At 41.7% G+C, this 23254-nt stretch carries 24 protein-coding genes, 1 tRNA gene and 1 pseudogene; 13 read left to right on the top strand and 13 right to left on the bottom strand.

Annotation, left to right across the window (positions count from 1 at the left end; all coding sequences use genetic code 11):
- The first annotated feature begins 218 nt into the window (after window positions 1-218).
- The 5 genes from bchL (at window position 219) to V7K36_RS04975 (ending at window position 4130) form a co-directional block, all read left to right on the top strand.
- On the top strand, window positions 219-1085 hold the full coding sequence (gene bchL, locus V7K36_RS04995) for a ferredoxin:protochlorophyllide reductase (ATP-dependent) iron-sulfur ATP-binding protein (RefSeq protein WP_196528135.1): 867 nt from the start codon (window positions 219-221) through the stop codon (window positions 1083-1085).
- Between the two features lie 31 nt (window positions 1086-1116).
- Window positions 1117-1905: a DUF5331 domain-containing protein gene (locus V7K36_RS04990; RefSeq protein WP_335113682.1), complete on the top strand. Its 789-nt coding sequence runs from the start codon at window positions 1117-1119 to the stop codon at window positions 1903-1905.
- 176 nt (window positions 1906-2081) lie between these two features.
- Entirely contained in the window at window positions 2082-3485 is a 1404-nt protein-coding gene (locus V7K36_RS04985) for a ferredoxin:protochlorophyllide reductase (ATP-dependent) subunit N (RefSeq protein ID WP_335113680.1), read from the top strand.
- Window positions 3486-3661: 176 nt separating this feature from the next.
- Entirely contained in the window at window positions 3662-3955 is a 294-nt protein-coding gene (locus tag V7K36_RS04980; RefSeq protein WP_335113678.1) for a DUF2442 domain-containing protein, read from the top strand.
- On the top strand, window positions 3936-4130 hold the full coding sequence (locus tag V7K36_RS04975) for a hypothetical protein (protein WP_335113676.1): 195 nt from the start codon (window positions 3936-3938) through the stop codon (window positions 4128-4130). The genes V7K36_RS04980 and V7K36_RS04975 overlap by 20 nt, the downstream gene beginning before the upstream one ends.
- Window positions 4131-4196: 66 nt before the next feature.
- Here V7K36_RS04975 and V7K36_RS04970 read toward each other — a convergent pair whose 3' ends face one another.
- Both V7K36_RS04970 and V7K36_RS04965 read right to left on the bottom strand, forming a co-directional pair.
- The gene (locus V7K36_RS04970; protein WP_335113674.1) at window positions 4197-5510 is read right to left on the bottom strand and encodes a hypothetical protein; all 1314 of its coding nucleotides are present in this window, start codon (window positions 5508-5510) and stop codon (window positions 4197-4199) included.
- 166 nt (window positions 5511-5676) lie between these two features.
- Complete coding sequence (locus V7K36_RS04965; protein ID WP_335113672.1) at window positions 5677-6822, bottom strand: hypothetical protein; 1146 nt, start codon at window positions 6820-6822, stop codon at window positions 5677-5679.
- Between the two features lie 198 nt (window positions 6823-7020).
- Here V7K36_RS04965 and V7K36_RS04960 point away from each other — a divergent pair, with 198 nt between their 5' ends.
- From V7K36_RS04960 to V7K36_RS04935, 6 genes are all read left to right on the top strand, one after another.
- On the top strand, window positions 7021-7383 hold the full coding sequence (locus tag V7K36_RS04960) for a hypothetical protein (RefSeq protein ID WP_335113670.1): 363 nt from the start codon (window positions 7021-7023) through the stop codon (window positions 7381-7383).
- A 5-nt stretch (window positions 7384-7388) separates the two neighbouring features.
- Window positions 7389-7820, top strand: coding sequence for an HNH endonuclease (locus tag V7K36_RS04955; RefSeq protein WP_335113668.1), 432 nt, complete (start codon window positions 7389-7391; stop codon window positions 7818-7820).
- A gap of 87 nt (window positions 7821-7907) precedes the next feature.
- The gene (locus V7K36_RS04950; RefSeq protein WP_335113666.1) at window positions 7908-8159 is read left to right on the top strand and encodes a hypothetical protein; all 252 of its coding nucleotides are present in this window, start codon (window positions 7908-7910) and stop codon (window positions 8157-8159) included.
- A gap of 65 nt (window positions 8160-8224) precedes the next feature.
- On the top strand, window positions 8225-8365 hold the full coding sequence (locus V7K36_RS04945) for a Txe/YoeB family addiction module toxin (RefSeq protein WP_335113664.1): 141 nt from the start codon (window positions 8225-8227) through the stop codon (window positions 8363-8365).
- A gap of 223 nt (window positions 8366-8588) precedes the next feature.
- Complete coding sequence (locus V7K36_RS04940; protein WP_335113812.1) at window positions 8589-9146, top strand: hypothetical protein; 558 nt, start codon at window positions 8589-8591, stop codon at window positions 9144-9146.
- 77 nt (window positions 9147-9223) lie between these two features.
- Window positions 9224-9868, top strand: coding sequence for a DUF3318 domain-containing protein (locus tag V7K36_RS04935; protein WP_334825458.1), 645 nt, complete (start codon window positions 9224-9226; stop codon window positions 9866-9868).
- Window positions 9869-10188: 320 nt separating this feature from the next.
- Here V7K36_RS04935 and V7K36_RS04930 read toward each other — a convergent pair whose 3' ends face one another.
- Entirely contained in the window at window positions 10189-10986 is a 798-nt protein-coding gene (locus V7K36_RS04930; RefSeq protein WP_334942903.1) for a 7-carboxy-7-deazaguanine synthase QueE, read from the bottom strand.
- A 198-nt stretch (window positions 10987-11184) separates the two neighbouring features.
- Between V7K36_RS04930 and V7K36_RS04925 the strand changes: the two genes are divergently transcribed.
- Complete coding sequence (locus V7K36_RS04925) at window positions 11185-12234, top strand: sugar transferase (RefSeq protein WP_335113662.1); 1050 nt, start codon at window positions 11185-11187, stop codon at window positions 12232-12234.
- Window positions 12235-12877: 643 nt separating this feature from the next.
- On the opposite strand, the gene V7K36_RS04920 is transcribed toward V7K36_RS04925, so the two are convergent.
- The 7 genes from V7K36_RS04920 to V7K36_RS04890 form a co-directional block, all read right to left on the bottom strand.
- On the bottom strand, window positions 12878-14317 hold the full coding sequence (locus V7K36_RS04920; RefSeq protein WP_335113660.1) for a YcjF family protein: 1440 nt from the start codon (window positions 14315-14317) through the stop codon (window positions 12878-12880).
- Window positions 14318-14420: 103 nt separating this feature from the next.
- A tRNA-Met gene (locus V7K36_RS04915) sits at window positions 14421-14497 on the bottom strand.
- Between the two features lie 46 nt (window positions 14498-14543).
- On the bottom strand, window positions 14544-15497 hold the full coding sequence (locus tag V7K36_RS04910) for an asparaginase (protein WP_334942906.1): 954 nt from the start codon (window positions 15495-15497) through the stop codon (window positions 14544-14546).
- A gap of 101 nt (window positions 15498-15598) precedes the next feature.
- Window positions 15599-16099 (bottom strand): CGLD27 family protein, encoded by a 501-nt coding sequence (locus V7K36_RS04905; RefSeq protein WP_335113658.1) that lies wholly within the window; start codon window positions 16097-16099, stop codon window positions 15599-15601.
- Window positions 16096-16554: a ribosome silencing factor gene (gene rsfS, locus V7K36_RS04900; protein ID WP_335113656.1), complete on the bottom strand. Its 459-nt coding sequence runs from the start codon at window positions 16552-16554 to the stop codon at window positions 16096-16098. Before rsfS ends, V7K36_RS04905 begins: the two co-directional genes overlap by 4 nt.
- Before the next feature lie 143 nt (window positions 16555-16697).
- Window positions 16698-16844 (bottom strand): hypothetical protein, encoded by a 147-nt coding sequence (locus V7K36_RS04895; protein ID WP_335113654.1) that lies wholly within the window; start codon window positions 16842-16844, stop codon window positions 16698-16700.
- A 287-nt stretch (window positions 16845-17131) separates the two neighbouring features.
- Window positions 17132-18403, bottom strand: coding sequence for a glycosyltransferase family 4 protein (locus tag V7K36_RS04890; protein WP_335113652.1), 1272 nt, complete (start codon window positions 18401-18403; stop codon window positions 17132-17134).
- 286 nt (window positions 18404-18689) lie between these two features.
- Between V7K36_RS04890 and V7K36_RS04885 the strand changes: the two are divergent.
- A pseudogene (locus V7K36_RS04885) lies at window positions 18690-18898 on the top strand (modification methylase NmeDIP); the annotation flags it as partial.
- A 268-nt stretch (window positions 18899-19166) separates the two neighbouring features.
- Here V7K36_RS04885 and V7K36_RS04880 read toward each other — a convergent pair.
- The 3 genes from V7K36_RS04880 to recO all read right to left on the bottom strand — a co-directional run bounded on the left by V7K36_RS04880 (window position 19167) and on the right by recO (window position 23200).
- Entirely contained in the window at window positions 19167-20315 is a 1149-nt protein-coding gene (locus tag V7K36_RS04880; RefSeq protein WP_335092751.1) for a glycosyltransferase family 4 protein, read from the bottom strand.
- 340 nt (window positions 20316-20655) lie between these two features.
- Window positions 20656-22308, bottom strand: a complete 1653-nt coding sequence (locus V7K36_RS04875) for an MFS transporter (RefSeq protein ID WP_335113810.1) — start codon at window positions 22306-22308, stop codon at window positions 20656-20658.
- Complete coding sequence (recO, locus tag V7K36_RS04870; protein WP_335113650.1) at window positions 22295-23200, bottom strand: DNA repair protein RecO; 906 nt, start codon at window positions 23198-23200, stop codon at window positions 22295-22297. The genes V7K36_RS04875 and recO overlap by 14 nt, the downstream gene beginning before the upstream one ends.
- Between the last annotated feature and the right edge of the window lie 54 nt (window positions 23201-23254).

The following is a 23254-nucleotide window of genomic DNA, read 5'->3' as shown; positions in this document are numbered from 1 at the left end:
GAGTTATTAAAGTCTTTAACGTTGGTAAAACCCCAAATACACCTAATTAAGTTTTCATTCATGATATTAGACCGTTTTACAGATTAAGAGCCACTTTCTTTTCTATGTAATTTGCCCAATAATGACATCAACAGACCTCACGCATCGCCATCTCAGTACAGGTGAAGGCAAATGTTTGAGCAACAAGTTTGACAAGAAGCTATAAGAGGGAAACAACAGTGAAACTAGCAGTCTACGGAAAAGGTGGTATCGGTAAATCCACGACTAGCTGTAATATATCCGTCGCCCTAGCTAAACGTGGCAAGAAAGTGCTGCAAATTGGCTGCGACCCCAAACATGACAGCACCTTCACCCTGACTGGGTTTTTGATTCCCACAATTATCGACACCCTCCAAGAAAAGGACTATCACTACGAAGATGTCTGGCCGGAAGATGTGATTTACAAAGGCTATGGCGGTGTTGATTGCGTAGAAGCTGGTGGACCACCTGCGGGTGCTGGATGCGGCGGCTACGTAGTCGGTGAAACCGTAAAATTACTTAAAGAACTCAACGCCTTTGATGAATACGATATAATTCTTTTCGATGTTCTGGGTGATGTAGTTTGCGGTGGTTTTGCTGCACCACTCAACTATGCAGATTACTGCCTGATTGTTACAGACAACGGCTTTGATGCTTTGTTTGCGGCTAATCGCATTGCTGCTTCAGTCCGCGAAAAAGCCCGAACTCACCCACTTCGTCTAGCTGGGTTAATTGGCAATCGCACCTCCAAGCGCGACTTAATTGAAAAATATATAGAAGCAGTGCCAATGCCAGTTCTAGAAGTTTTACCTTTAATTGAAGATATCCGTGTTTCCCGTGTAAAAGGTAAGACTTTGTTTGAAATGGCAGAGCAAGATCCTTCCCTAGACTACGTTTGCGACTACTATCTCAACATCGCTGACCAAATTCTGGCGCGTCCCGAAGGTGTTGTCCCTAACGACACACCAGATCGGGAATTGTTCTCTTTGTTGTCCGATTTTTATTTAAATCCGGGTAAACCCCAGGTTCCTAATTCAGAAGAAGAACTAGACTTGATGATTGTATAAATCACCAAGTTTTCAGGATGGGGACAATAACATGGCTTTCTTTCACAGCTTTACGGATTCATTAAAGCAAAAGTGGTTGCAATTTTTCCAGAACAATCGGGACTGGATTACCCTGCACATGCAAGTGGAATCAGTGTACACCCCTGATGGCGGGAAGCGACCACCTTCTTACCTCATCCTGGGAGTAGTTAATGCCCTAGAGCCAAAGCTAGCGCAGTTAATGTTGCCCTTTGCCAAACTTAATCCTGACGCCGATACGCTGATTGAGGTGCTGGATTTGCATTTTGACCCAGATTTCGCTCTCGGTAATCGCTTTGCCATCAACCCAGAACCGGAAAAATACGGAGATGATTCAGCAGTTGTCATTGACGAAAAGCCTGAAGATGAAACATTGACACATTCTCATACAAATGGCTTTGGGTTGGTGACGGTAGTTGATGAGTTCGCAATCGTGGATTCTGATGATCAAAGCCTGAGGATTAGCGAGTTGGAGGAAACCGAAAATGCCTTTGGCGATATTTCCTTAGCCAACGAACACCAGTCAAAAGATGAGTCTCTCCAAATCTCTAGTCTAGAAGCAGATGAGTTTGGGGAAATTGCCTTCGATGCAACAGATGCAATCGATGTAAAGCTGGATGACGACCAGGCGCTTGAGGATAGTCCATTAGATGAGAATGCGTTTAAAGACGTGCTATCAGATGTCTGGGGTGATCAAACAGCTTTGCAAAAGGCTGAAGAAAGTAACGATTTTTTAGGGGAAGAACTGCCAGCAGGCGTTTTTGATGAATCAGAAATTGCCCGTCTCTTCCCCAACGCTTAATTATTGCCGTTCCTCGCAATTTTAAGTTTTAGATTTGGGGTTTTGGATTAGGAATTAGGGAAATTGTCGTCAGACATAGGATACTTTTGTTGTCCCAGTCTTCAATCCAAAATTGTCAATCTAAAATCTAAAATTGGTTGACCTGCCATTAAATATCAAGGGGAGAAAAAACCAAAATGACTGTCGCTCAACAACCGGAAGCTTTAAGCTTTGAATGTGAAACTGGGAATTACCATACCTTTTGCCCAATTAGCTGCGTGGCGTGGTTATATCAAAAAATTGAAGATAGCTTCTTTTTGGTGATTGGGACAAAAACTTGTGGCTACTTCCTGCAAAACGCGATGGGGGTGATGATTTTTGCTGAACCCCGCTATGCAATGGCAGAGTTGGAAGAGGGGGATATTTCGGCACAGCTGAATGATTATGAAGAGTTAAAGCGGTTGTGCTTGCAGATTAAACGCGATCGCAATCCTAGTGTAATTGTCTGGATTGGCACTTGCACCACCGAAATTATCAAAACAGATTTGGAAGGTTTGGCACCGAAACTAGAATCCGAAATCGGTATTCCCATCGTTGTAGCGCGTGCAAATGGTCTAGATTACGCCTTCACTCAAGGGGAAGACACCGTATTAGCAGCTATGGCTAACCGTTGTCCTGATAAGGCTCCTGTGGCGGAAACAGAAAAAAATGAACGTAATGCGATCGCTAAATTGCTAAACTTTGGTAAAAAGAAAGAAGATGTCGCCCAAGATGAATCTGAGTACGTAGTTCATCCACCACTAGTTCTCTTTGGCTCCCTTCCCGACCCCGTGGTTACTCAGTTAACCTTGGAACTGAAGAAACAAGGCATCAAAGTTTCCGGCTGGCTACCCGCGAAGCGCTTCACAGAATTGCCAGTACTGGAAGAAGGGTATTATGTCGCTGGTGTCAACCCCTTCCTCAGCCGCACAGCTACCACCTTAATGCGCCGCCGCAAGTGTAAACTAATTGGCGCACCCTTCCCCATTGGCCCTGATGGCACCCGCGCTTGGATTGAGAAAATCTGCTCGGTGTTCGGTATTACTCCCAAGGGTTTGGATGAACGGGAAGCTCAAATTTGGGCAGGCTTGGAAGATTACGTGAAACTGATTCGCGGTAAATCTGTATTCTTCATGGGTGATAACTTGCTGGAAGTTTCCCAAGCACGATTTTTAATCCGTTGTGGGATGACTGTTCACGAAATCGGCATTCCCTACATGGATAAGCGCTATCAAGCTGCTGAGTTGGCACTGTTGGAGAAAACTTGCCAGGAAATGAATTCACCCCTGCCAAGGATTGTGGAGAAGCCGGATAATTACAATCAACTTCAGCGAATTTATGAGTTGAAACCAGATTTGGTAATTACTGGTATGGCTCACGCTAACCCGTTGGAAGCACGCGGTATTAATACAAAATGGTCTGTGGAGTTCACTTTTGCTCAAATTCACGGCTTTACGAATGCGCGTGACTTGTTAGAGTTGGTGACTCGTCCGTTGCGTCGGAATAATAATTTGAAAGATTTGGGTTGGGATAAGTTGGTGAGAGAAGAAGCGAAGATTTAGATTTAGGTTTGGATTGAGCAACAGCATATGATAAAGGCGAACCCAAAAAGTTCGCCTTTTTTGTCTTTGGTTTAGTAATTGAATGGGCAGCTATGCATAAATCAGAACTTAGAGAAAACTGGCAAATGACAAAAGAAAATAATCCTTTAGAAAAAATTCAACCATTAGAGTGAATTATGCTTAAAGACATTATAGAAGTTATTCCTGACGATAACTATCAACTCTATTTGAAGTTTGAAGACGGAAAAGAAGGTATTGTTGATGTTAACCAGTTAATCGAATTTACAGGAATTTTTGCACTTTTAAAAGATTTCAACTATTTTAAAACTGTTAAAATTAATAGTGAATGGGGAACAATCCACTGGGATAATGGCGCAGATTTAGACCCAGATGTTCTTTATTCTGTGGTTACTAACCAATCTATTCCCACATATAGAAATCTAGAGGAATATGAAAAAAATTGGAATTAAAACAGAAGCAATTCCAGAAGTAGGTGATTTATTAAAGCCTAGTAATTTTTTATCCGTAACTAAATTAGATGATGTAGCAGGTTGCTTAAAATATCCAGGAAAACCTAAAACTATTGAGGATATGGATAATGCAATTCGCCAAGGTGTAGAGGAATCGTGGCATGATTCCGGTTGATAATTAATCACTGGGAAACACTGATGAATGCAGAGAAAATTCACTTTAGAAGAAGTATATTCTTTTTTAATTAGGTAATTGTAAATCCAAAGGTTTGGATGTAATGATGTACATCAATTCTGCGCCGTCTGGTTTAATTTCTGTAGATGGAGTTAATTTAAGCCAGTCATGAAAGCTGATTCCTAATTGGGATATTGCTTGTACTTCTGTTTGATATGCTTCAAAACGACGATTGGTTTCAATCATAGATTGCATTACTTCAAATACTTGGGGAAGACGTTTGTAAGCTTCTTTTTCAAATCTTCCTGTGAATGGAGTAGGATTTCGTCCAAATATGCTCCATTCAATTTCACTACGATCTACAATTGCAGATGGAAGAGAAGACAGCCATTCATCATGACTTTGAGACAGTTTAAACATATTCTCGCGTTGCATCTCAAAAACTCTATTTTCATCAAAATTCGGGTCAATCCATTGGTAAATTTGGGTTAGTTTATGCAAATTAATCTGGTCTTTAAACTGAGGATGTAAGTATGCTGCTGGATTAGAAGTAAGCATGAGTTCAATATATTTATTAAGCAGCAACCTGATAAATTTTGCCCCTTCTTGAAAACGACGAAGTGCTGTTTCATGTTCTTCTAGTTCTAAATGACAACGTGCTTCTGCAATATAGGCTAGAGATAATGTAAGTATATATTTGTCAATAATTGGGCTTTTTTGGGAAAGTTCATTAATTGTGTAATCTTTGTAAATATGTTCTGCCTCTAAGAAGCGACTGATGGCTTGTAAGGCACTGCTTCTCCGGTTCTCAATTCTAGTCATTGTAAAGGCATTAATTGCTAATTCTATTCCAGCATGAAAGTTAGCATAGAAACTGAGGTCAATTTTGTGATTAATTTTATTTAACAATTCTGCTACTTGTTTTAATTGGTTTTCTATCTCATTGAGACGCTGCGATATAACAGCAAAACCCATCACAGATACCCCAAGATTAAGTATACTAGCAGCAGTAGTTATCTGCAAAAGTTGTGAACTGATTTGCATAGGTTTTCCAATTGCTTGGATTTGATTTTCAATATTATCTAGTTGTTGGTTAACATCATCAAATCCCTTATCTAATCGCTGGTTAACATTGCTAAATCCCTTAGCTGACACAGCTATATTTGCTCCTGAAGTTAGCAAATTTGCACCAGAAATAATCAGGTTTAGAACGTTATTAGGCGAACTTGCAGGCGTTGAGGTTGTTCCTCTTAAAAATCCAAGGACATTATTTGTTGCAGTATCTCGGATTACACTGCCACATAGTACATATATTCCCTTCGCTAAACCTTTAGCGATATGTGGTGCAAGTGCAAAGGTAATTTGAAGTGGTAAACTCATAATTTTCTCCTAGTTAATAAAACTTCCGTCGCCGGATATTTGGTGATAAGCAACTTTACATCTAGGCAACAAATATTCCCGCTTTACTTAGTATTTCCAATTTGAGTTCTATTGTGTCTAATAGCGATCACTCTTTTTAACGAACCGCCAATCAAGAGAACTTAATTCAGATGGAAAGTTGTAAATCTAAAGGTTTAGATGGAATGATATATATCAATCCTGCGCCATCTGGTTTAATTTCTGTCGTTGGAGTTAATTTAAGCCAGTCATGAAAGCTGACTCCTAATTGGGATATTGCTTGTACTTCTGTTTGGTAAGATTCAAAGCGGCGATCGGTTTCAATCATTGATTCCACTACTTCCAAAGTTTTAGGAAGACGTGCGTAAATCTGCGGTTTAGGATCATCCCAAATTGCTTTTCCTACCCAATCTATCTTGGAATCCCAAATTGCGGCTGGTATCGATTCTATCCAATTATTAGGGTCTTGAGCCAACATGAATAGATTCATCCGTTGCATATCGAAGACTGCATTTTCATCCAAAGTTGGGTCGAGCCATTGGTAAATTCTGGTTAATCTACGCAAATTAATCTGACCTCTGAACTGAGGATGTAAGTATGCTGCTGGGTTAGAAGTTAGCAGAAGCTTAACATATCTCTGAATACGAGAACGAATAACTATTGACCCTTCTTGAAAGCGGCGAAGTGCTGTATCGTGTTCTTCTAATTCTAAATAACAACGTGCTTCAGCTAGGTAGGCTAAAGATAAAGTCAGCAGATATTCATCAGCAATTTGGCTTTTTTGCTCAATTTCGATATCGGTGTATTCTGTATAAATATGCTCTGCTTCTAAAAAGCGGTTAATAGCTTGTAGGGCGCTGCTTCTACGATTTTCAGTTTTGGTCATCGTAAAGGCATTAGTTGCTAATTCGATTGCAGCACGAAAATTGGCATAGAAACTAAGGTCGATTTTTCGGTTAATCTTATTTAACAGTATTTGTGCTTGTTGTAAGCGTTTTTCTAATTCCTTAAGCCGTTGTGCTATTACAACAAAGCCTATAACTGAGACACCCAGGTTAAGTATACTGACTGCACTAGTTACCTGCAAAATTCCTTGAGTGACTTGCAGATTTCGCCCAAGTTCCTCTAACTGTTTTCCAGTAGAATTATTTGCTCCCTGCTCCCGTAACCAACTAACGATTTGTTTTGTGTTTACATCTCTAATTACACCCCCAACTCGTTCAAAAGTTCCATCTGCAATTCCTTTGGCAATCCAATCAGCAAGCATAAAGGTTGCTGTCACTGGTAAACTCATAATTTTCTCCTAGTTGCTAAAATTTCAACAGTGTGATGTGTGGTAGCCAGTCGCTTCGATTCTGCACAGCAAATACCTGCGCTCTACTCAGTATTCCCAATTTGAGTTCTATTCTCTCTAATAGCGATCGCTCTTTTTAACCAGAAGATGCAGTGCGATCGCAGATACAATCATTAATAAAAGGCAAGCTGGTAGAAAATGGCTGAAATTATCACCCTTCAACTCCCTGAAACCCTGGCACAAAGAGCAAAGGAAATCGCTGCTTTCACACATCGGCGACTTGAAGATGTATTACTAGAATGCATTGACCGCGCTATTACCGAACTACCTATGGAGTCTTTACCGGATGATCAGGTTTTAGCTATGTGCGATATACAGATGGAAAGTCAGCAACAAGAAGTTTTCAGTGAATTGTTAGCTCGTCACCAAGAGGGACAGCTGAATGATGTAGAAGTTCGTCAACTAGATGAACTCATGCAGGTCTACCGACGTGGCTTGGTAAGTAAAGCAAGAGCTTTGAAAGTAGCTGTTGAACGCGGCTTGAAACCCGCCCTCAATTAATAACAATGGCTCGCTTTTACATTTCTGTTGAAATAGAACGTCGTGTCCGCACTGCTGCTAGAAACCGCTGTGGTTATTGCTTGAGTCCTCAGCGTTTAGTGATGGCACGTTTGGAAATTGAACATATTATTCCCATATCTAAAGATGGTACTAATGATGAATCAAACTTGTGGCTAGCTTGTCCCCTGTGTAATCGCTACAAAAGTGATAAAACTATAGGATTAGATCCACAGACAAGCGAAATTGTAAAGCTATTTAACCCTCGTACCCAAGTCTGGCTTGAGCATTTTGGCTGGACTGAAGATGGTCTGCGGATTGTTGGTAAAACACCAACTGGTAGAGCAACTGTTGCAGTTCTACATTTGAGTGATGACGCAGATGCGCTGGAAGTTCGCAGTTATTGGGTACTTGCGGGTTGGCATCCTCCAGAGGATTGAACGAACCGCAGATGAGCGATCGCTCAAATCTCATCTCAGTCAAACACAGTTACAATAGGGTGGTAAAGATGGGAGTAAATAGGAATTATGCTTAGTGGAATTAAACAAAAAGCTGTTGTTGGAAAAGATGGCAAGATTGAACTGTCAGCAACAGAACTACCAGAAGGAACAGTCGTAGAAGTTATTGTGCTAGTTGAACAATCAGATGAAGAAGATGAAACTACTTATCTTTTGAAATCAGATACTAATAAAAAACATCTGCTCAAAGCTTTGGAGAATGTACAAAAAGGAAACTTTATTTATGTCGATTTAGATGAGTATGAAAAAAGTTGTCTTTGAACCAGAAGCTTTTGAAGAATTAGGTCAGTGGGCAACAGAAGACAAAAAAAATAATTAAAAAAATATTGCAACTGGTTAGAGATATACAAAGAGATCCTTTTGCAGGGATAGGGAAGCCAGAACCATTAAAATATGAATTACAAGGTTACTGGTCAAGGCGCATCACAGATAAACATTTCCATTTCAATAATACATTGACAACCTAGCGAAACAACAATCTGAAGTGCGCTTCTTTTATAATGAGCAAGAGTCTTTCAGAAAATATCATTCACAACGCCGGATGATCATCTATTTTTCCTATCTCCAATGCCCAATGCCCTAATTGCATACTTCTATGTCATGAGAAGTATGTACACCAACCCAAACAACTGTCATTAGCAGGTTAAACTAGGCTGGTAACAGCTGCTCCGCGTTCCTTATGAGGCTTTTATCGGAGCTAACCTCAAACAGATTGCCAACTATTTAGACAACCTTGGTTGGGACTACCGTTTTGATGATCAAGAAGACCGAATAATAACAGGTGTGGAGGCTGATAACCTAGAAGATTTCCTAATAGTTGTCCAACTGGATGAAGAGGGAAAATTTTTTCGGGTATTTGCCCCTCAAGTTCTGGCAATAAGTCAAGACCATCCCCACAAGGGAGCTATCCTACAGACAATGCTTGCCATTTCCTGGGAAACCAAAATGTTGCAATGGGAGTATGACCCATCCGATGGCGAAATCCGTGCCATTATTGAGTTCCCCTTAGAAGACTCGATTCTTACAGAAAGGCAATTTCACCGTTGTCTGAGTGGGTTAATTCAGATTGTGGATGGCATAGCCATACCTCGTCTAAAAGAAGTGATGGCAACAGGTATTGATCCAGGGAATATAGAGCTTGGGGAAAGATTGTTACTCAGTATCCAAGAAGAAGCCCCAGGATTGCTAGATTTACTGGAAAAAGCAATGGAAGCGCGAAAAAAGCGAGGAAGTTTTAAGAGCGAGTGAGACGGATCATCACTTAAATCGCTATACTCCAAAGTGATACCCTCACTATATACTGAAATTTTCTGGGGCTGGATATTATGACATCCTATGCAACCTCCTCTGCCAAAGCGGAAATGAGTGAACTTCGGCGGTTGAAAGGCTTACTACCGCCAGAATTACAGAGCTGGGTCACGGTTGAAGGCACAACTGACGTCAATCCACCCCTAGTTCGCTGCGAAGAAATTGGTAAAGACCAGGTAGAAATTCAAATTGATTTGGTGAAATGGGACGCCCTCGCAATGGACCAGCGTAATCTGCTGTTCTGGCATGAAGTTGCCCGCGTTCAAAATGACACAATTCCTAAAGATGGTTGGGAAATGGCAGCACTAGCCATCGGTTTAGGTGGTGCTGTAGGCGAATTGTGGGTACAAGATGGATTGCTACTGGTGTTAGCTTTGTCGCTATGTGGCGTGTCAGGCTGGCGACTGTACCAAAAGAATAGTGGGGAAAAGCAACTAAAAGAATTGCTCAATGCTGATGAGAAAGCGATCGCTTTGGCAACTCGTTTTGGTTATAGCCTCCCCAATGCCTACAAGAGTCTCGGTAGCGCCTTGAAAACCCTGATTGACAACACTCCTAGTAAGCGCCAACGGTCGAAATACGAAGCAAGGCTCTCTGCCCTCAAACGCAGTGCCAATAAGGCAAAAGCTAAATCCAAAACGACAGATGAGGACTCACTGTAAAAACCAGAAATTAGGTTGGGTGGGTATTGCCCACCCCACAAAATACCTAAATTAGTTTTAAACAGACTTGAAACGCCGCTTTAACTAGAACATACCCAAACCAAAAAGTATTAATTAGTCCAGCCTTTGCCGTTGATTCTGGTACTTTTTTTGGTAGCACAAATCCCTTCAGACTTTGACATGAAACCTTTTCCTCGTTCCCAGTCTCCGACTGGGAATGCCTACTGAGGGGGCTGCTGCCTCCCAGATTAGCAGCAGCCTAATGACGATTTCATAAAATCTTACTTTTTTCTTGACTACATCTTTGTAAAACTCAAATTTTACAGCTGGTTCAGCATTTTATGCGTCTGGGGGATCACACGCACATGCTTGATAAACCGCTTCATTAAAGCTTGCCATGTCAAAACTTGATCGCTCGAAGGCGCAAGCACAGGTATTGGGGAAAATTGTTCAGATACTGCCAAAGGCGTAACAGGTTGTAAAAATACTGAGATATCTGGATTAACCTCTGCCACCAGCAAAGCTGAACGTTCTAACTCGGCGGGATCTGTGTTTTGAGACACAATTATCTTGACAAAAACATTTAAATATGAGTCATGACATAATTGGAGAAATTTAGCATGTTCTTCCCAATGACTTTCCCCGCTAACACTGGGCAATTTGAAATCCATACCAACAGAGTCTAAGTAGGGGAGAATCATCGCTAGTTGTTCTGGGCGATGTCCGCCAGTTTCTAAGTATATAGGTAGACCAGTTATGGCTCTCACTTGGGGTAGAAACTGCGTTAAAAATGGGGCATGAAGAAGTGGTTCACCTCCCGTTAAGCTAATGCTATCGTGTAGACAAGGTAGATTTTGTCGTTCCACCCATTCCATTAATATTGGTAATGGGACAGGGTTAGAGTGGATTTCAAAGTCGCGCAATCCAGGCGAGCGCTCTATCCGACAAGTCGCAGGTGTATTCCAAGTCTGGGCACTATCACAAAAGTGACAGCGCAAATCACACAAAGCAAAACGAATAAAAATCTGACGTGTCCCTACATTCAGTCCTTCTCCTTGAATGGCAGAAAAGACCTCAATCAGGCGTGCAGTAGGTGTAACCGTAGTTTTAGCAATCATTTGATCAGAGCAGGGCGATCGCGCTGCGTCGGCACAACAGCAAGGATGTTTTTTGGCTTCTTGTTCTATTGTGAATCGTCGCTAGCGATCTCCAATCTCAGCCCCGGTAAATAGCAATTAGTCCTTATTACTACTGATTCCGATATTAGGTTAAGTAATTTTCTAGGACAAAATAATGTTTGGCAGATTACATTATACATGGCAACGAAAGTGCAGAGCTTCATGACTAGCCAACCGACAGAGGTCGATTTTCCAGTTAATTCCCTAAACGACACGGCTATAGTGCAGATGCCGACGCGGTTAAGCGTGCTGGAGGCTTTAGGCTTTAAGCAAACCTGCCAAGGCTTAATCCAGCCGAATTCACATCCTAAACAAATCATCATTGACTTTCACCAAACTACTTTTATCGATAGTAGTGGTTTAGGTGCCCTGGTCAGTAATTTTAAATACGCCCAGGCGAGAGAGATTATATTCACACTGCGGAATGTAACACCTCAAGTAATGGCAGTCCTAAAACTCACCGGATTGAATCAAGTTTTTCCCCTTGAGTCTGTGGACGATGGGTCGCTAATAGAACAAGAAGACTTAGTAGATAATCGGAAGACAACTTCCCGTAAAGTAAAGCAGTTACCCACTACTCACCCTTCTGTGGCATCTTGGATGAAACGGTTATTAGACATTGTAGGGTCAGTAATTGGTTTATTAATTACAGGAGTTTTGTTTATTCCGATTGCGATCGCTATTCAAATTAATGATCCTGGTCCAATTTTCTTTAGTCAAAATCGTTGTGGTTGGATGGGGAAGCGGTTTAAGATTTGGAAATTCCGCTCGATGTGTGTGGATGCGGAAGCGAAGAAATCCGAAGTTAAAAACCAAGTGCAAGGTGCTTTTTTCAAGAATGAGAATGACCCCAGAATTACTAAGATCGGGCGCTTTTTACGGCGAACGAGTTTTGATGAACTACCCCAATTTTGGAACGTCCTCAAAGGAGAGATGAGTTTAGTAGGCACTCGACCACCCACACCTGATGAAGTGGAACGCTACGAAGTACCGGAGTGGCAACGTTTCGATGTAAAACCCGGCATGACTGGCGAATGGCAAGTAAATGGGCGTTCTACAGTCCGTAGTTTTGAAGATGTAATTCGCCTGGATTTGCAGTATCAAAAAAATTGGAGTTTGGTGTACGATTTAAAGTTAATTTTCAAAACTATAGCTATTGTGTTTAATAGAAACAGTGGTGCTGTTTAGCTAACTACCCTTATTCACAATTTTTTGATAACTCGCAACTCTCACGATAATTCTTAAATACACCCAAGCCTAAAATGGGCTTGGGTAAATTTTAGTTTTATCTGTAGCACCACGCAAATGTTATCTTCTGCTTAACAAGTAAAAAGCAAAAAGTGAATCCCCGCGTAATAGATGGTAAATTATTTACAAAATTTTGATAGGTTATGTACCAATACGCTTGGGTTAAGCAAAGCGCAACCCAACAAAGCCCCGGAAATGTTGGGTTTCGTTCCTCAACCGAACCTACGCAGTTTAAGGTTTTGGCGCTAACCCAAGCGTATTGGGTTATATACATTTATTTTGTTCATCCTAAAATTTAGACTTTAATAATTGACATGATAATAATTTAATAAAATTTGGTAGCATTTATATTTTCTTTTGTAAATCTTATTAATTGTAATACTAACTAGTTATCTGAAAAATAACATTTAGAGTCATTATAACCATAGTATATTCTACCTAACAACTGGAAATCGCAGATACACAGACAAAACCAGCCTACGAGGGTTTAAAGAAAGTGAATTTCTGTAACTCCCTTCTGTAGATCGGGTTCATGTGTATAGCTGCGATTTCTAATTGCCAGAGCTAGGTAATTTGCAGGAAACTATCCCACAACTTCAACCTGCTGCACCTCTGGTAACAAACGCTTCATACCTTGCTTAACAAACCCTTGCAGAAAAGCCATTTGCTGATTTTGCCCAAACACCTTTTGCAACGTTTGCCGCAAATTCTCTAAATTCAAACTAGTCCCAGAATCTATTGCTATTTCCTGCTGTTGGAAATATTCAACTAGACTTAACCCTGCCACCCTAGTTAGATAAGCTGCACTTACTCCCTGCACTACGCCACCAGCAACAAAGGTAACGGCATTACTTTTCAGAACAGTACTAATCGCCTTTGTAGAAAGTTCAACTAAACCCAATTTCAACATCAAACTTCCCATTGTTCCAGCTACGGTTTGTGCCTGTTCCAGGGAAAACTTCTGCTGATAGATATTACCCAAATCCATTACCATTTGAGCATTAATTGCCGCAGTCGCCAGAATATCAAGGGCTGGTACTGGGTTAGCAAAGGCAGCAGCAGCAGCTATCCACTGATATTGTTCAATAATTGGGGTGGCGCGATCGCGTCTAGTTCCATTCAGCCAGTTTTTCGCCTCAGCTTTCAACAACCCAGCTTTCCTCATGGTAGTTACCCAAACCAGCCGTTGTCCTTGCTGTACCAAAACTTCATCCAACTGCTGCGTCAACTGCTGGATATCCGGTGCTGGTTGTTCCATCCACTCTTGCACAGAACCATCAGCCTCATGCTTTCGGACTTTGATGGCAATGGGAGAGGCAGCAGTTGCAACTACATTTCCCTGCATTCGCTGTTTTAATGACAGCAAGATGCTGGCGCTTTCATCAGCTAAATACTGGTCTTGTTTGTTGAAAACCAGCATTGTGGGCTGATTTGCTGCTTTTAGCTGCTGTAAGGTTTGAAATTCTGAGTCTGTCAAATCACCGTTTGTCAGGAATAGAACAAAATCAGATTTTGCTACTTCTGCTAAAACAGCTGCATCTGAATTGTGACTCGCTTCTCTAAACAAAGGTGCTGTCTCTTCTAAAGACACAAAATCTCGTGTCTCTACATTTTGCTTTAATACTTGAATTAAAGTGCTTTTACCCACGGATTTTCCGCCAGTCACAGCCACTTTAATTTTTTGCCTGTCTAATTCCAACAACAATTGGGCAACTTGTTCTCTGAGTGTCTCTAATGCTGGATGGTTTTCTGCTTCTTGTGCCAGTTGGTTAATTACAGTTTCACTTTTAGCGATCGCACTTTCCACAGTCGCCCGATCCACGAGCATACCATCTAGCTGCTCTAAACTGTCTTTCGGGCGATTTTGTTGGAATAACCACAAGCCTCCACCTACAGCTAAGGCACTCAATAAACCAAACTCACCCACCTGCACTATAGAATCGTGCCAACTGTCCAACATCCACAGAGAAAAGGACAGTCCCAATCCTCCTACTAAAATTGGTCGCTGCAACTTCACAACCATGATTCTCCGCGCCTTTTAGATGGCTATTTCTTCCAGAATAGATCAAAATAAAACAAAACCCTCAATCTTTACTGATTGTAGGGTTTTTGTTTTATCTTTCATTTGGTGGCGGGAAGTGGATTTGAACCACTGACCTTCGGGTTATGAGCCCGACGAGCTACCAGGCTGCTCTATCCCGCGTCGCTCTTGACTTTTATAGCATAACCTATAGTCAAAAGTTTGGCAACTACAAAAATGATAATTCTCCAATTACTTCTAAACGCTTGTATTTTCCCAAGGTGACAAACTTTTCTGAGAGGCTTTGTGCGGCACTGGGACTAATCCAACCCATTTGCTGGAGTAAGTGAATAGCAACGGCGTGTTTTGCCCGTTTTGCCCCATCCATGACTTTGATTGCCAATCCCATACCTTCACCGAGTCTACCGATACACTGCACTCCTTCTGCACCAGCTTTGCTCACCAGTTCTCCTGGAGCTAAACGCATCAGTTCGGTATCAAATTCTCCATCTCCTGCTACCATAGCGGGGTGATGAGTCATAGCACGGACAATGCGCTCCAGATCCAAGTTGGTGCTAGAGGCTAACAGCGCATACAAAGATGCCATATGACCGAGTTGCATCAGATAAGTTGGTGCGCCACAATCATCATGAGCGCTGATAAACTCCTCAGCTGGCATTCGCAGCAACTCTGCTACTTTGCCCAAAATTAATTGCTGTATTGGGTGCTTGCGTTCCAAGTAGTTATTCAAGGGCCAATGACGTTGCTGACAAACGGCTAACATCCCTGCATGTTTTCCAGAGCAATTGTATTCCAGAGGACTCCGCTTGCCTTCAGGAATTGGACATTGGAGTACAGTTGGGTCAAGATCAGCCCGCCAAAGGATGTTAAATACTTGTCGGACTTGCTCTATTGTTCCTTTGTGGGAACTCGTGATAATTGCTAAGTCGCGATCGCTGAGGTCATAGCGTTCCAGTGTACCTGTGGTGGTGACTGCGAGTGCCTGAAATGGTTTGAGGGCTGAACGGATAAAAGCAGCAGTTTCAGAATTTCCGGCAACGGTTAGAACCCGTCCTCGTTCGTCGCATACAACAGCTTGGACTATATGCCTGGATTCAATAATACCTTCCCGCAGCAGCCGGACTTCCAGTGCTGTGGCTTGAGTTCGTTTTCCCATTGTCATGGGTTAATATTTATTACCTTTTTTAATTAATTGGTCATTAGTCATTGGTCATTAGTCCTTAGCTAATGACTAATGACCAATGACTAATGACAAATGACTCTTTAAAACAAATGCCAAACTATAGTACCAGTAACGTACATTCCCGCCAAGGCAGCAAAGGTAAATTGTAACCGCCGCAGAATGGGTTTGATTTCGTATGCAACAATTAAGCGATCGCGATTCAGGAGTTCCTGTGGCTTCGTCCAAGTTTGACCGTCATACCAGCCTGACTCTTCATAAAATACTGTGGGACTGCAAAGGCGATCGCACACGTAGAACCAGCCTAAGTATAACCTTACCAGTGCTAGTACTACCCCGACACTCGCTCCGGCTCCACCACAGAGGATAAAATGTGCAATATACTTGTGAGGAGGAAAACTTGCCGCAGCTATAGGCCCTGCTAAGAGCCAAGATAAACCCCAAATCCAAACAATTTTCGTGATATACTCGCGCCAATCTAGAGTGCTATCACGAAATAGCCAGGAAGTTTTTAACTCTTCGTATTCATTGAGCGGTTGTTGGTCTGTAGGAACTGGGCAATTTGAAACCGAAGACCTAATCATGTTGGCTTACCTTCACCCTCATCAGATTCTGGAAGCGAAATACGCTCTGCATGAATCCAGAACGCTTCTAAATTATAAAACTCCCGTTCCTTGGGCGTCATGATGTGAACGATCACATCACCGTAGTCTTGTAGTACCCAACTCCCCTCGGCTTTTCCTTCTGTCCTTAAGGGACGCCGTTGCAACTCAGTTTCGACTTTTCCTTCAATTGCTTGAGCGATCGCCCTTACTTGTACCCTAGAATAGCCCGTCATCATCACAAAGTAATCAGCCAGGTAAGATACCTCTACTACTTTGAGCAATACAATCTCACCTGCTTTGCGATCTGATGCCGCAGCAGCGATCGTTGCAGCTAATACTCCGCTAGCTTCTTCGGTTTGGACGTGGCTCTTTACCACACTCTTCGTCAGTGGGACAGATTGTAATGGGAAATTTCCTTGGAAATAATCAGTCATTAAACCTCAGGTGCTTTCTTTTGAAACAATTGTTTACATTTACTGACAAACAACAAACAATTGATCTGAAAATGTGTCAATAGGTTTTTTTGAATACTAACAAAAAAACAGGTGTCTATGTGGCTAGTTTGATAATTGGCTGTTTAGATTTCGACATCAGCAATCAGCAGTTGCGAACGGTTATTGTCCAGCAATAAATCAACCAATAGCTTTCCAGCAAGAATTTCTGGCAAAAATAATCGCAGACTAATCAAACAGCCTAATATTGTAAAGCTAGTGCAAGAAGGCATGAGGCAGAAGGAAAGAAGGCATTTAAATTAAGTTTTTGTTACCTTTTTCAACTGGATAGTTATTTCCGCCATGCTGTACTAATAATTTGCAGGTAAGTCAGTGGGCAAGAATAAATCAGCCTATGTTACGTAATGTAACATAGGCTGATTTATTCCTGTATATTTATAAGTATAATTAAGTACCCTCAAAGTCTGTTGCTATTTAGATACTGAGGCTAGAATTGCGACTTTCATAAGTATAATCACACTGAAGGCGGGGGTATGTAATCTAACTCTACTGCCGGAGATTAAACCTCTTGTTTTGTAACTCTTGCAGACTGAATTGCTCCACTATTTGCGGTTAATGAGTAACACAACGACTCATACTGATTTAAAGCTTGCTCAAAAGCATAGTTTTCAACGGCATATTGACGACTTTTATAACCTAGAGTTTTGACTTTTTCGGGGTTTTGGTACAAATCTAAAATTGCCATTGCTAAAGCTTGAGGATCTTCTGGAGGAACGATAACTCCGCCGCCACTTTGTCTGATGGCTTTTGCTGCTGTACCATTGTCAGGGACAGAGGCAACCAAAGCCCGACCACTGGCAAGTAGCACTTGAATTTTTGACGGCATATTAAAGGATACAATATTTTTCTTTTGCACCACCAAGCCAACATCGGCAGCTGCCAACATTTGTGGCAAAGATTTGCGCGGTTGAAATGGCAGTAGTAAAACATTATCTGCGCCGCAGTCTAGACATTCCTGTTGCAATCGCTGTAAACCTTTTGCCTCTCCAACGATGACGAAAACAATATCTGGGATATGGCGCAACACAGAAGCAGCTTTAACGACGCTTTCTAAGCCTTGGGTTAGAGCAATGTTACCAGAATAAAGTACTACAAATTTCCCATTCAGATTATGTGCTACGCGAAAAGGGTTATCTTCTTTAGGCAAAGGGCGGATAAAATTTACGTCAACCCAGTTGGGAATTTGCACAATTTTGTCAGCTTCTACGCCCTTAGATCGCAAATTATCTACAAACCCATCGGCGATGACGCTAATTTTGCTGGCAGTATGGTAGGCAAATTTTTCCAATAATGTAAACAACTGGATCAGCAATTTATTTTTCAGTAGACCGACATGCACGGCTGCTTCTGGTAATATATCTTGTAGATTTAAGATCACAGGACAAGCACGTAACCATCCTAAAAGAGCAACTGGTATACAACTTGGTAAGGATGGCGATGTTGAGAGAATCACATCTGGACGCCAACCGATGAGGGCGGGCAAAAAACTAGTGACAACGAAACTAGCATCAAGTAATACCCGATCTAATAGGTTAGGTTGTGGACGAATCCAAACATAACTGCGTTGAATTTGAACGCCATTTTTGTATACGTTGAGATACCACTTGCCCCGATATTCCTGGTAAATTTGACGCTCAGGGTAGTTGGGCATAGCAGTGACTACGCGCACTTCATGCCCACGCTTCACTAGTCCCTCTGCTAGTTCAGTCATCAGTGGGGCAATACCAATTGGCTCTGGATAGTAGTTGTAGGAGTAAATTAAAATTCGCATAAAAAATTAGTCCGAAGTACCCCGGTTTTTATTTAATGACAAATATTTGTCTTAAACATTATTTGGAGCTTGGAAACCCCTATATCTAATTGTCGCTTCAGACTGTTTTTATGTCAGGTATTTTCCTTAAAGATTGAGTAAACTTTGATATTAAATACTTAGATAAACTGTGAATTTTTTTGACTATTTAAGCAGTATTTCAAGTGTACATTTCTGATTGGTACGTAAGTAAAAACCCTAAGTCTTGCGATATTAATTAAGACTGTTTGACAATAGTAGTTCTTGAATGAGCGATCACTTTTGTATTTTCTCCTTTTTTGCTGGTTCAGGATTCCTAGATTTAGGTTTTGAAACCAGTGGTTTTAATATTGTTTATGTTAATGAAATTTTTTCGTCATTCATGGCCAGGCTGCATACCGCTATTGACGGCAGGTTATCAATCTACCATTGCCAGAATCAGGGTATGATAACGGAGGTGTACCCCAGATAGAAAAAGAATTATTCTCATTGGTTTCCGAAACAATTTTCTCAAGGATATACGAATAAAAGTTGGTAATCAAAAGTTACTAACTGAGGTATATTTTCCTTGGTAAAATAATATTTTATGTGTTGCTTGATGCGAGAGTTAAATTATGGATGGTGAAGAGTTATTCCAAAGATATGATGCTGGGGAACAGCACTTTAGCAGGGTTGATTTGAGAGAAGCTAGTATTTTCCTCAAGGATTTGAAGGATACGATTTTCATTGTACTTCTTCTCTTTTGCTACGCTCTACGACTTAGCGGTAGAGGTCGCTGTGCTAAAACTTCTTTATAAAGTTCTTCGAGCAGAGTAATATTTTTACTAAGGGTATAGCGGTCTAATACACGCTGTCTGGCTTTTTGCCCCAGTAGGGTTGTTAACTCTGGATGGTCTTGGAACACTGGCAAGAGGGTTCTTAATTGCGATCGCGCTGTTTTGGTATTAATAACTACACCTGCGCCCTTTTCCAATACTTCTCCATCTGCACCCACATCTGTTGCCAAACAAGCTAGCCCACATGACATTGCTTCTAACAGAGATAAGGACAAACCCTCTACCAATGAAGGTAAAACAAATACATCTGCGCCCCGCAAAATTTCGATGCGTCGGTCTTCATCAGCGACAAATCCCAACCAGATAATGCCGTATTCTGAACCAAAAAACGGCTCTAAAGAAGATTTCAAAGGGCCATCACCAACAATCAATAACTTAGTACCAGGTTCCATTGCAGACTGCTTCCAAGCCCGGAGGAGAGCTTCAACATTTTTCTCTGGAGCTATGCGACCTTGATAGACAAACAAGCGTTCGGCTTTAAATTCTGCTTTAATTTTAGAAAGTCCTGGAGAATACTTAGCGGTATCAACACCGTTGGGAATTACGGCAATATTTTCTTTCCTCACACCCATCCCTGCCAATAATTCTCGCTGAATTTGGGAAAATACAATCACGCGATCGTAGTTAACTAAAAAAGGTGCGTAGAGCTGATAAGCCAAAAGTTGTGTTCCCGATATCAGCTTTGCCCCCTTGCCAGCAAAGGGTGTGTGAAAAGTGGCAATTAGGGGCAACCTCAGTTCCTCACAGATTTCTGGTAGAAAAAAGTCTAGAGGAGATAGCGTCAAGGAAGCATGGACTATATCTGGCTTGATTTTCCGCAGCGAATCGGTTAAAACTTTGGTCGCTTTAAAAGTAGGAATTGTGTAAACCTGGGACTTGTAAATGAAAGGCAGGGAAACCTCTCGAAGATTTGGCCAATTGTCAGGTTCAGACTCTTCTTGGGCGAAGTGAAGAAAGCTCACTTGATGTCCCCTATCTAGCAAGGCATTTGTAATTTCTCGACTGTAGGTGACATTGCCGCAAAAGGGCGATTTTTTTCCAATCCAGGCTATACGCATTCTTTATTTAGCTGTAAGAAAAGCGGGTTTGATATATTACTTGTGTATTTTTTGTGATTTTTATTTTATCTAGCTATACTTGCTGGTTTTTTAGTTATTAAAGATTCCCACCACGATGCAGTTTAAAAAGCCTATTTTCAGCTGATTAAACCAGTGGATTTATGGATTTATTTATTTTACTTATAAGCTGTTTATTTCTGATATTTAAACAACTTATTCTGACTAATGTCAGATTGATATCCCCCAAGTATGTGATAAATTTTCACTGACGACAGTTTACCATGAACACAAAAGCTTTAAAGAAATTAGTAATTACTTCCAGGTAATGAATAATAACTAACTACTTATGTGAGTTATACCAGGTTAATATACCTCCTGAAAAGACGATCGCTGCTAATCCCAAAAAAACTACCCGTAATCCCAGAAAGGTTTCTGCTACACCAGCTAATGCTAAAGGTAAGGAGAGGGCAATATTAATTACATTGTTCTGCAAGCCAAAGACTTTACCACGCATTTCTGGAGGTGTTTCTGTTTGGATTGCGGTTTGCATGGGAATTCCCACTAGCGCCCCAAAGATACCTAATAGCGCCACAAGTAACAAGACTAGCCACAGTTGGGTTGTAAATACTGATAGACCAATCAGGGATGCTGCCATGCCCATAGAACCATACAGACTTAATTGGGTATAGGAGAAGCGTTGACCAAATTGACCGAGAATTGTTGCTCCCGCAGCGATGCCAACACCGCCTGCTGCTAGTAAAAAGCCGAACTGTGAGGCTTTCATGTTGGGAATTATTTCTGCCATGCGAACGGCTAGAACTGTTAATGCTGCAAAGACAGAAAACAAGATAATCAGCTGAAGCAAAGCATTACGGATGCGATGATTTGCTTTGAGGTAGGCAAAACCATCCCGTAAGTCAGAGAATACGTGAGGAAATTCTGTATCGGGGTCGTGGTGTTTTTCCTTAGTCGCCAGGAGGAATAAAATTAGTCCAGCGATCGCATAACTGCCACCGACTAAAAGTTCCTTACCCAAACTACCATTACCACCAATTTGCAGCCAAAGTCCATCGGCGATCGCTAACAACGGTTCTCCGACGGCAAATCCAACAATCACCGATGCCATCATCGTTGTCGTGTAAAGCGAATTTGCCGAGAGCAAATGTTGTTCTTCTACGATCAAAGGAATTGCTGCCTGTTCTGCCGGGGCAAAAAACTGCGTCAAAGTCGAAACTAAAAAAGTTACACCCAGGATGATTATAAAACCTACTGGCAGCACTCCTATGGGTTTCCAATCATGAGTCAACCACAGCAGGAAAGGAATTGAAAAAACCAGGATGCCGCGCCAAACATTAGTTGCCACCAGCACAGCTTTTTTCGACCAGCGATCGACAAACACGCCAGCAACGGAACCAAACAATACTGCTGGAATAGTAAAAGCCATCATCAAGACTGATACCCAACCACTAATACTCTGATTACTAGCTTGAAACTGAGTATTAATCAAAGCAATCATCAGCACCAAATAAACTTTATCTGCTAGTTGGGAGAAAACTTGACCGCCCCAAAGAGCCAGGAAATTAGGGTTTTTTAATACAGGTAAAAACCCCTGCTGTGTTACATTGCCCGAAACAGTTTCTCCACCTGAACCAGACCCATCTAATTTCGGTGGTTCTTTTTCTGGGATAGTGGCTACTGGCAAACTCTGCCCGTTGCGAGTGCCCTTACTATCTACCTCAGCAACGGTTAATTTGTCCTCAGATTGTGTTTCCGATTGACTTGGAACATCAGTTTTTGGGATCTCCTCTGTGCAACTTTGATCGTTTTTAGAAACGTCTTTTGGGGATATTTCTTGGCCATTAATTTGATCAGGTGTACACTTGGAAACGGCACTCAAGTGATTCCTGACTGTAGGATCTAATGCCCTATTCGGTTTTTTGACCAGGCTTGGTGACAAAGGCAGGATTTTTTTATCCAAATCAGACGGTTGCATCATGGTTGGCAGCAAAATAAGAGTCGATCAAGGTAGCAGAGCGAATAGGGCGACCTAATTGATATTGAGCATACTGGCGCAAAATCTGCTCAACAGATAACCAGTGATGATCTTTAGCACCATCAATTTGCATTATCTCTGGTTGTGACAGGTGTTGAAGCAAAGCCAGTTCCATAGCACCCAGACGACTAGAAATCACAGGTATTTCTTGCCGATGCACAACAACTGTTTGGGCATTGGGCATTGGGAATTGGTTATTAATCTCCCCCTGCTCCCCTGCTCCCCTGCCCCTCTGCCCCTCTTTTCGTAAACGTTTCCAAGCTTCTAAGCAAACCGTTCCACCCGCAGGGATGCTAAATCCTATTTGACAGTTGGGGTCTGTAAAGTCTGGTTTGAGGGGACGCCCAGATAAGCAGCAAACTTGTACTTGCGGCGTTAGTCCTGCTAAAGCTAAAAGGTGAAACACCCCATGAGCCAGATGAGCCAAAACCCCAGATGGATTTGCACTAGAGGCCGCCTCCAACCGATGGAGATGTTCATTGAACAACTCATAAAGTTCTTCTTGGGGTTGTTCGCTCAAAGCTTGACACAGGACTATTTCTGCTAAATACTGGCCGGCAGCCAATTTTCCCAAATCTTTAGCTAAACCAGGATAAGTTTTTAACGTCTGTGCTTGAGTAATTTTATCAAGCGATCGCCCTTTCGCAATCAATAGTTCATTCACAACAAACATCCCACTCCTGCCGCCCAGGCTGGAATTGTGCTTACGTGCCCCTGGAGCCACTGCTCGAATTAGACCGAATTCGCGTGTTAAAATCGTCACTATTTTATCCGATTCTCCCAGCACCTGGGTTTTGAGATTAATTCCGGTTGCTTTGTAGGTTCTACTCATTAGTCACTAGTAGTTATTAGTCATTAGTGATTAGTCATTGGTCATTAGGTTAGG

This window comes from Nostoc sp. (assembly GCF_036919555.1).
GTDB lineage: Bacteria > Cyanobacteriota > Cyanobacteriia > Cyanobacteriales > Nostocaceae > Nostoc.
This window is presented reverse-complemented; position numbering and strand designations above follow the sequence as displayed.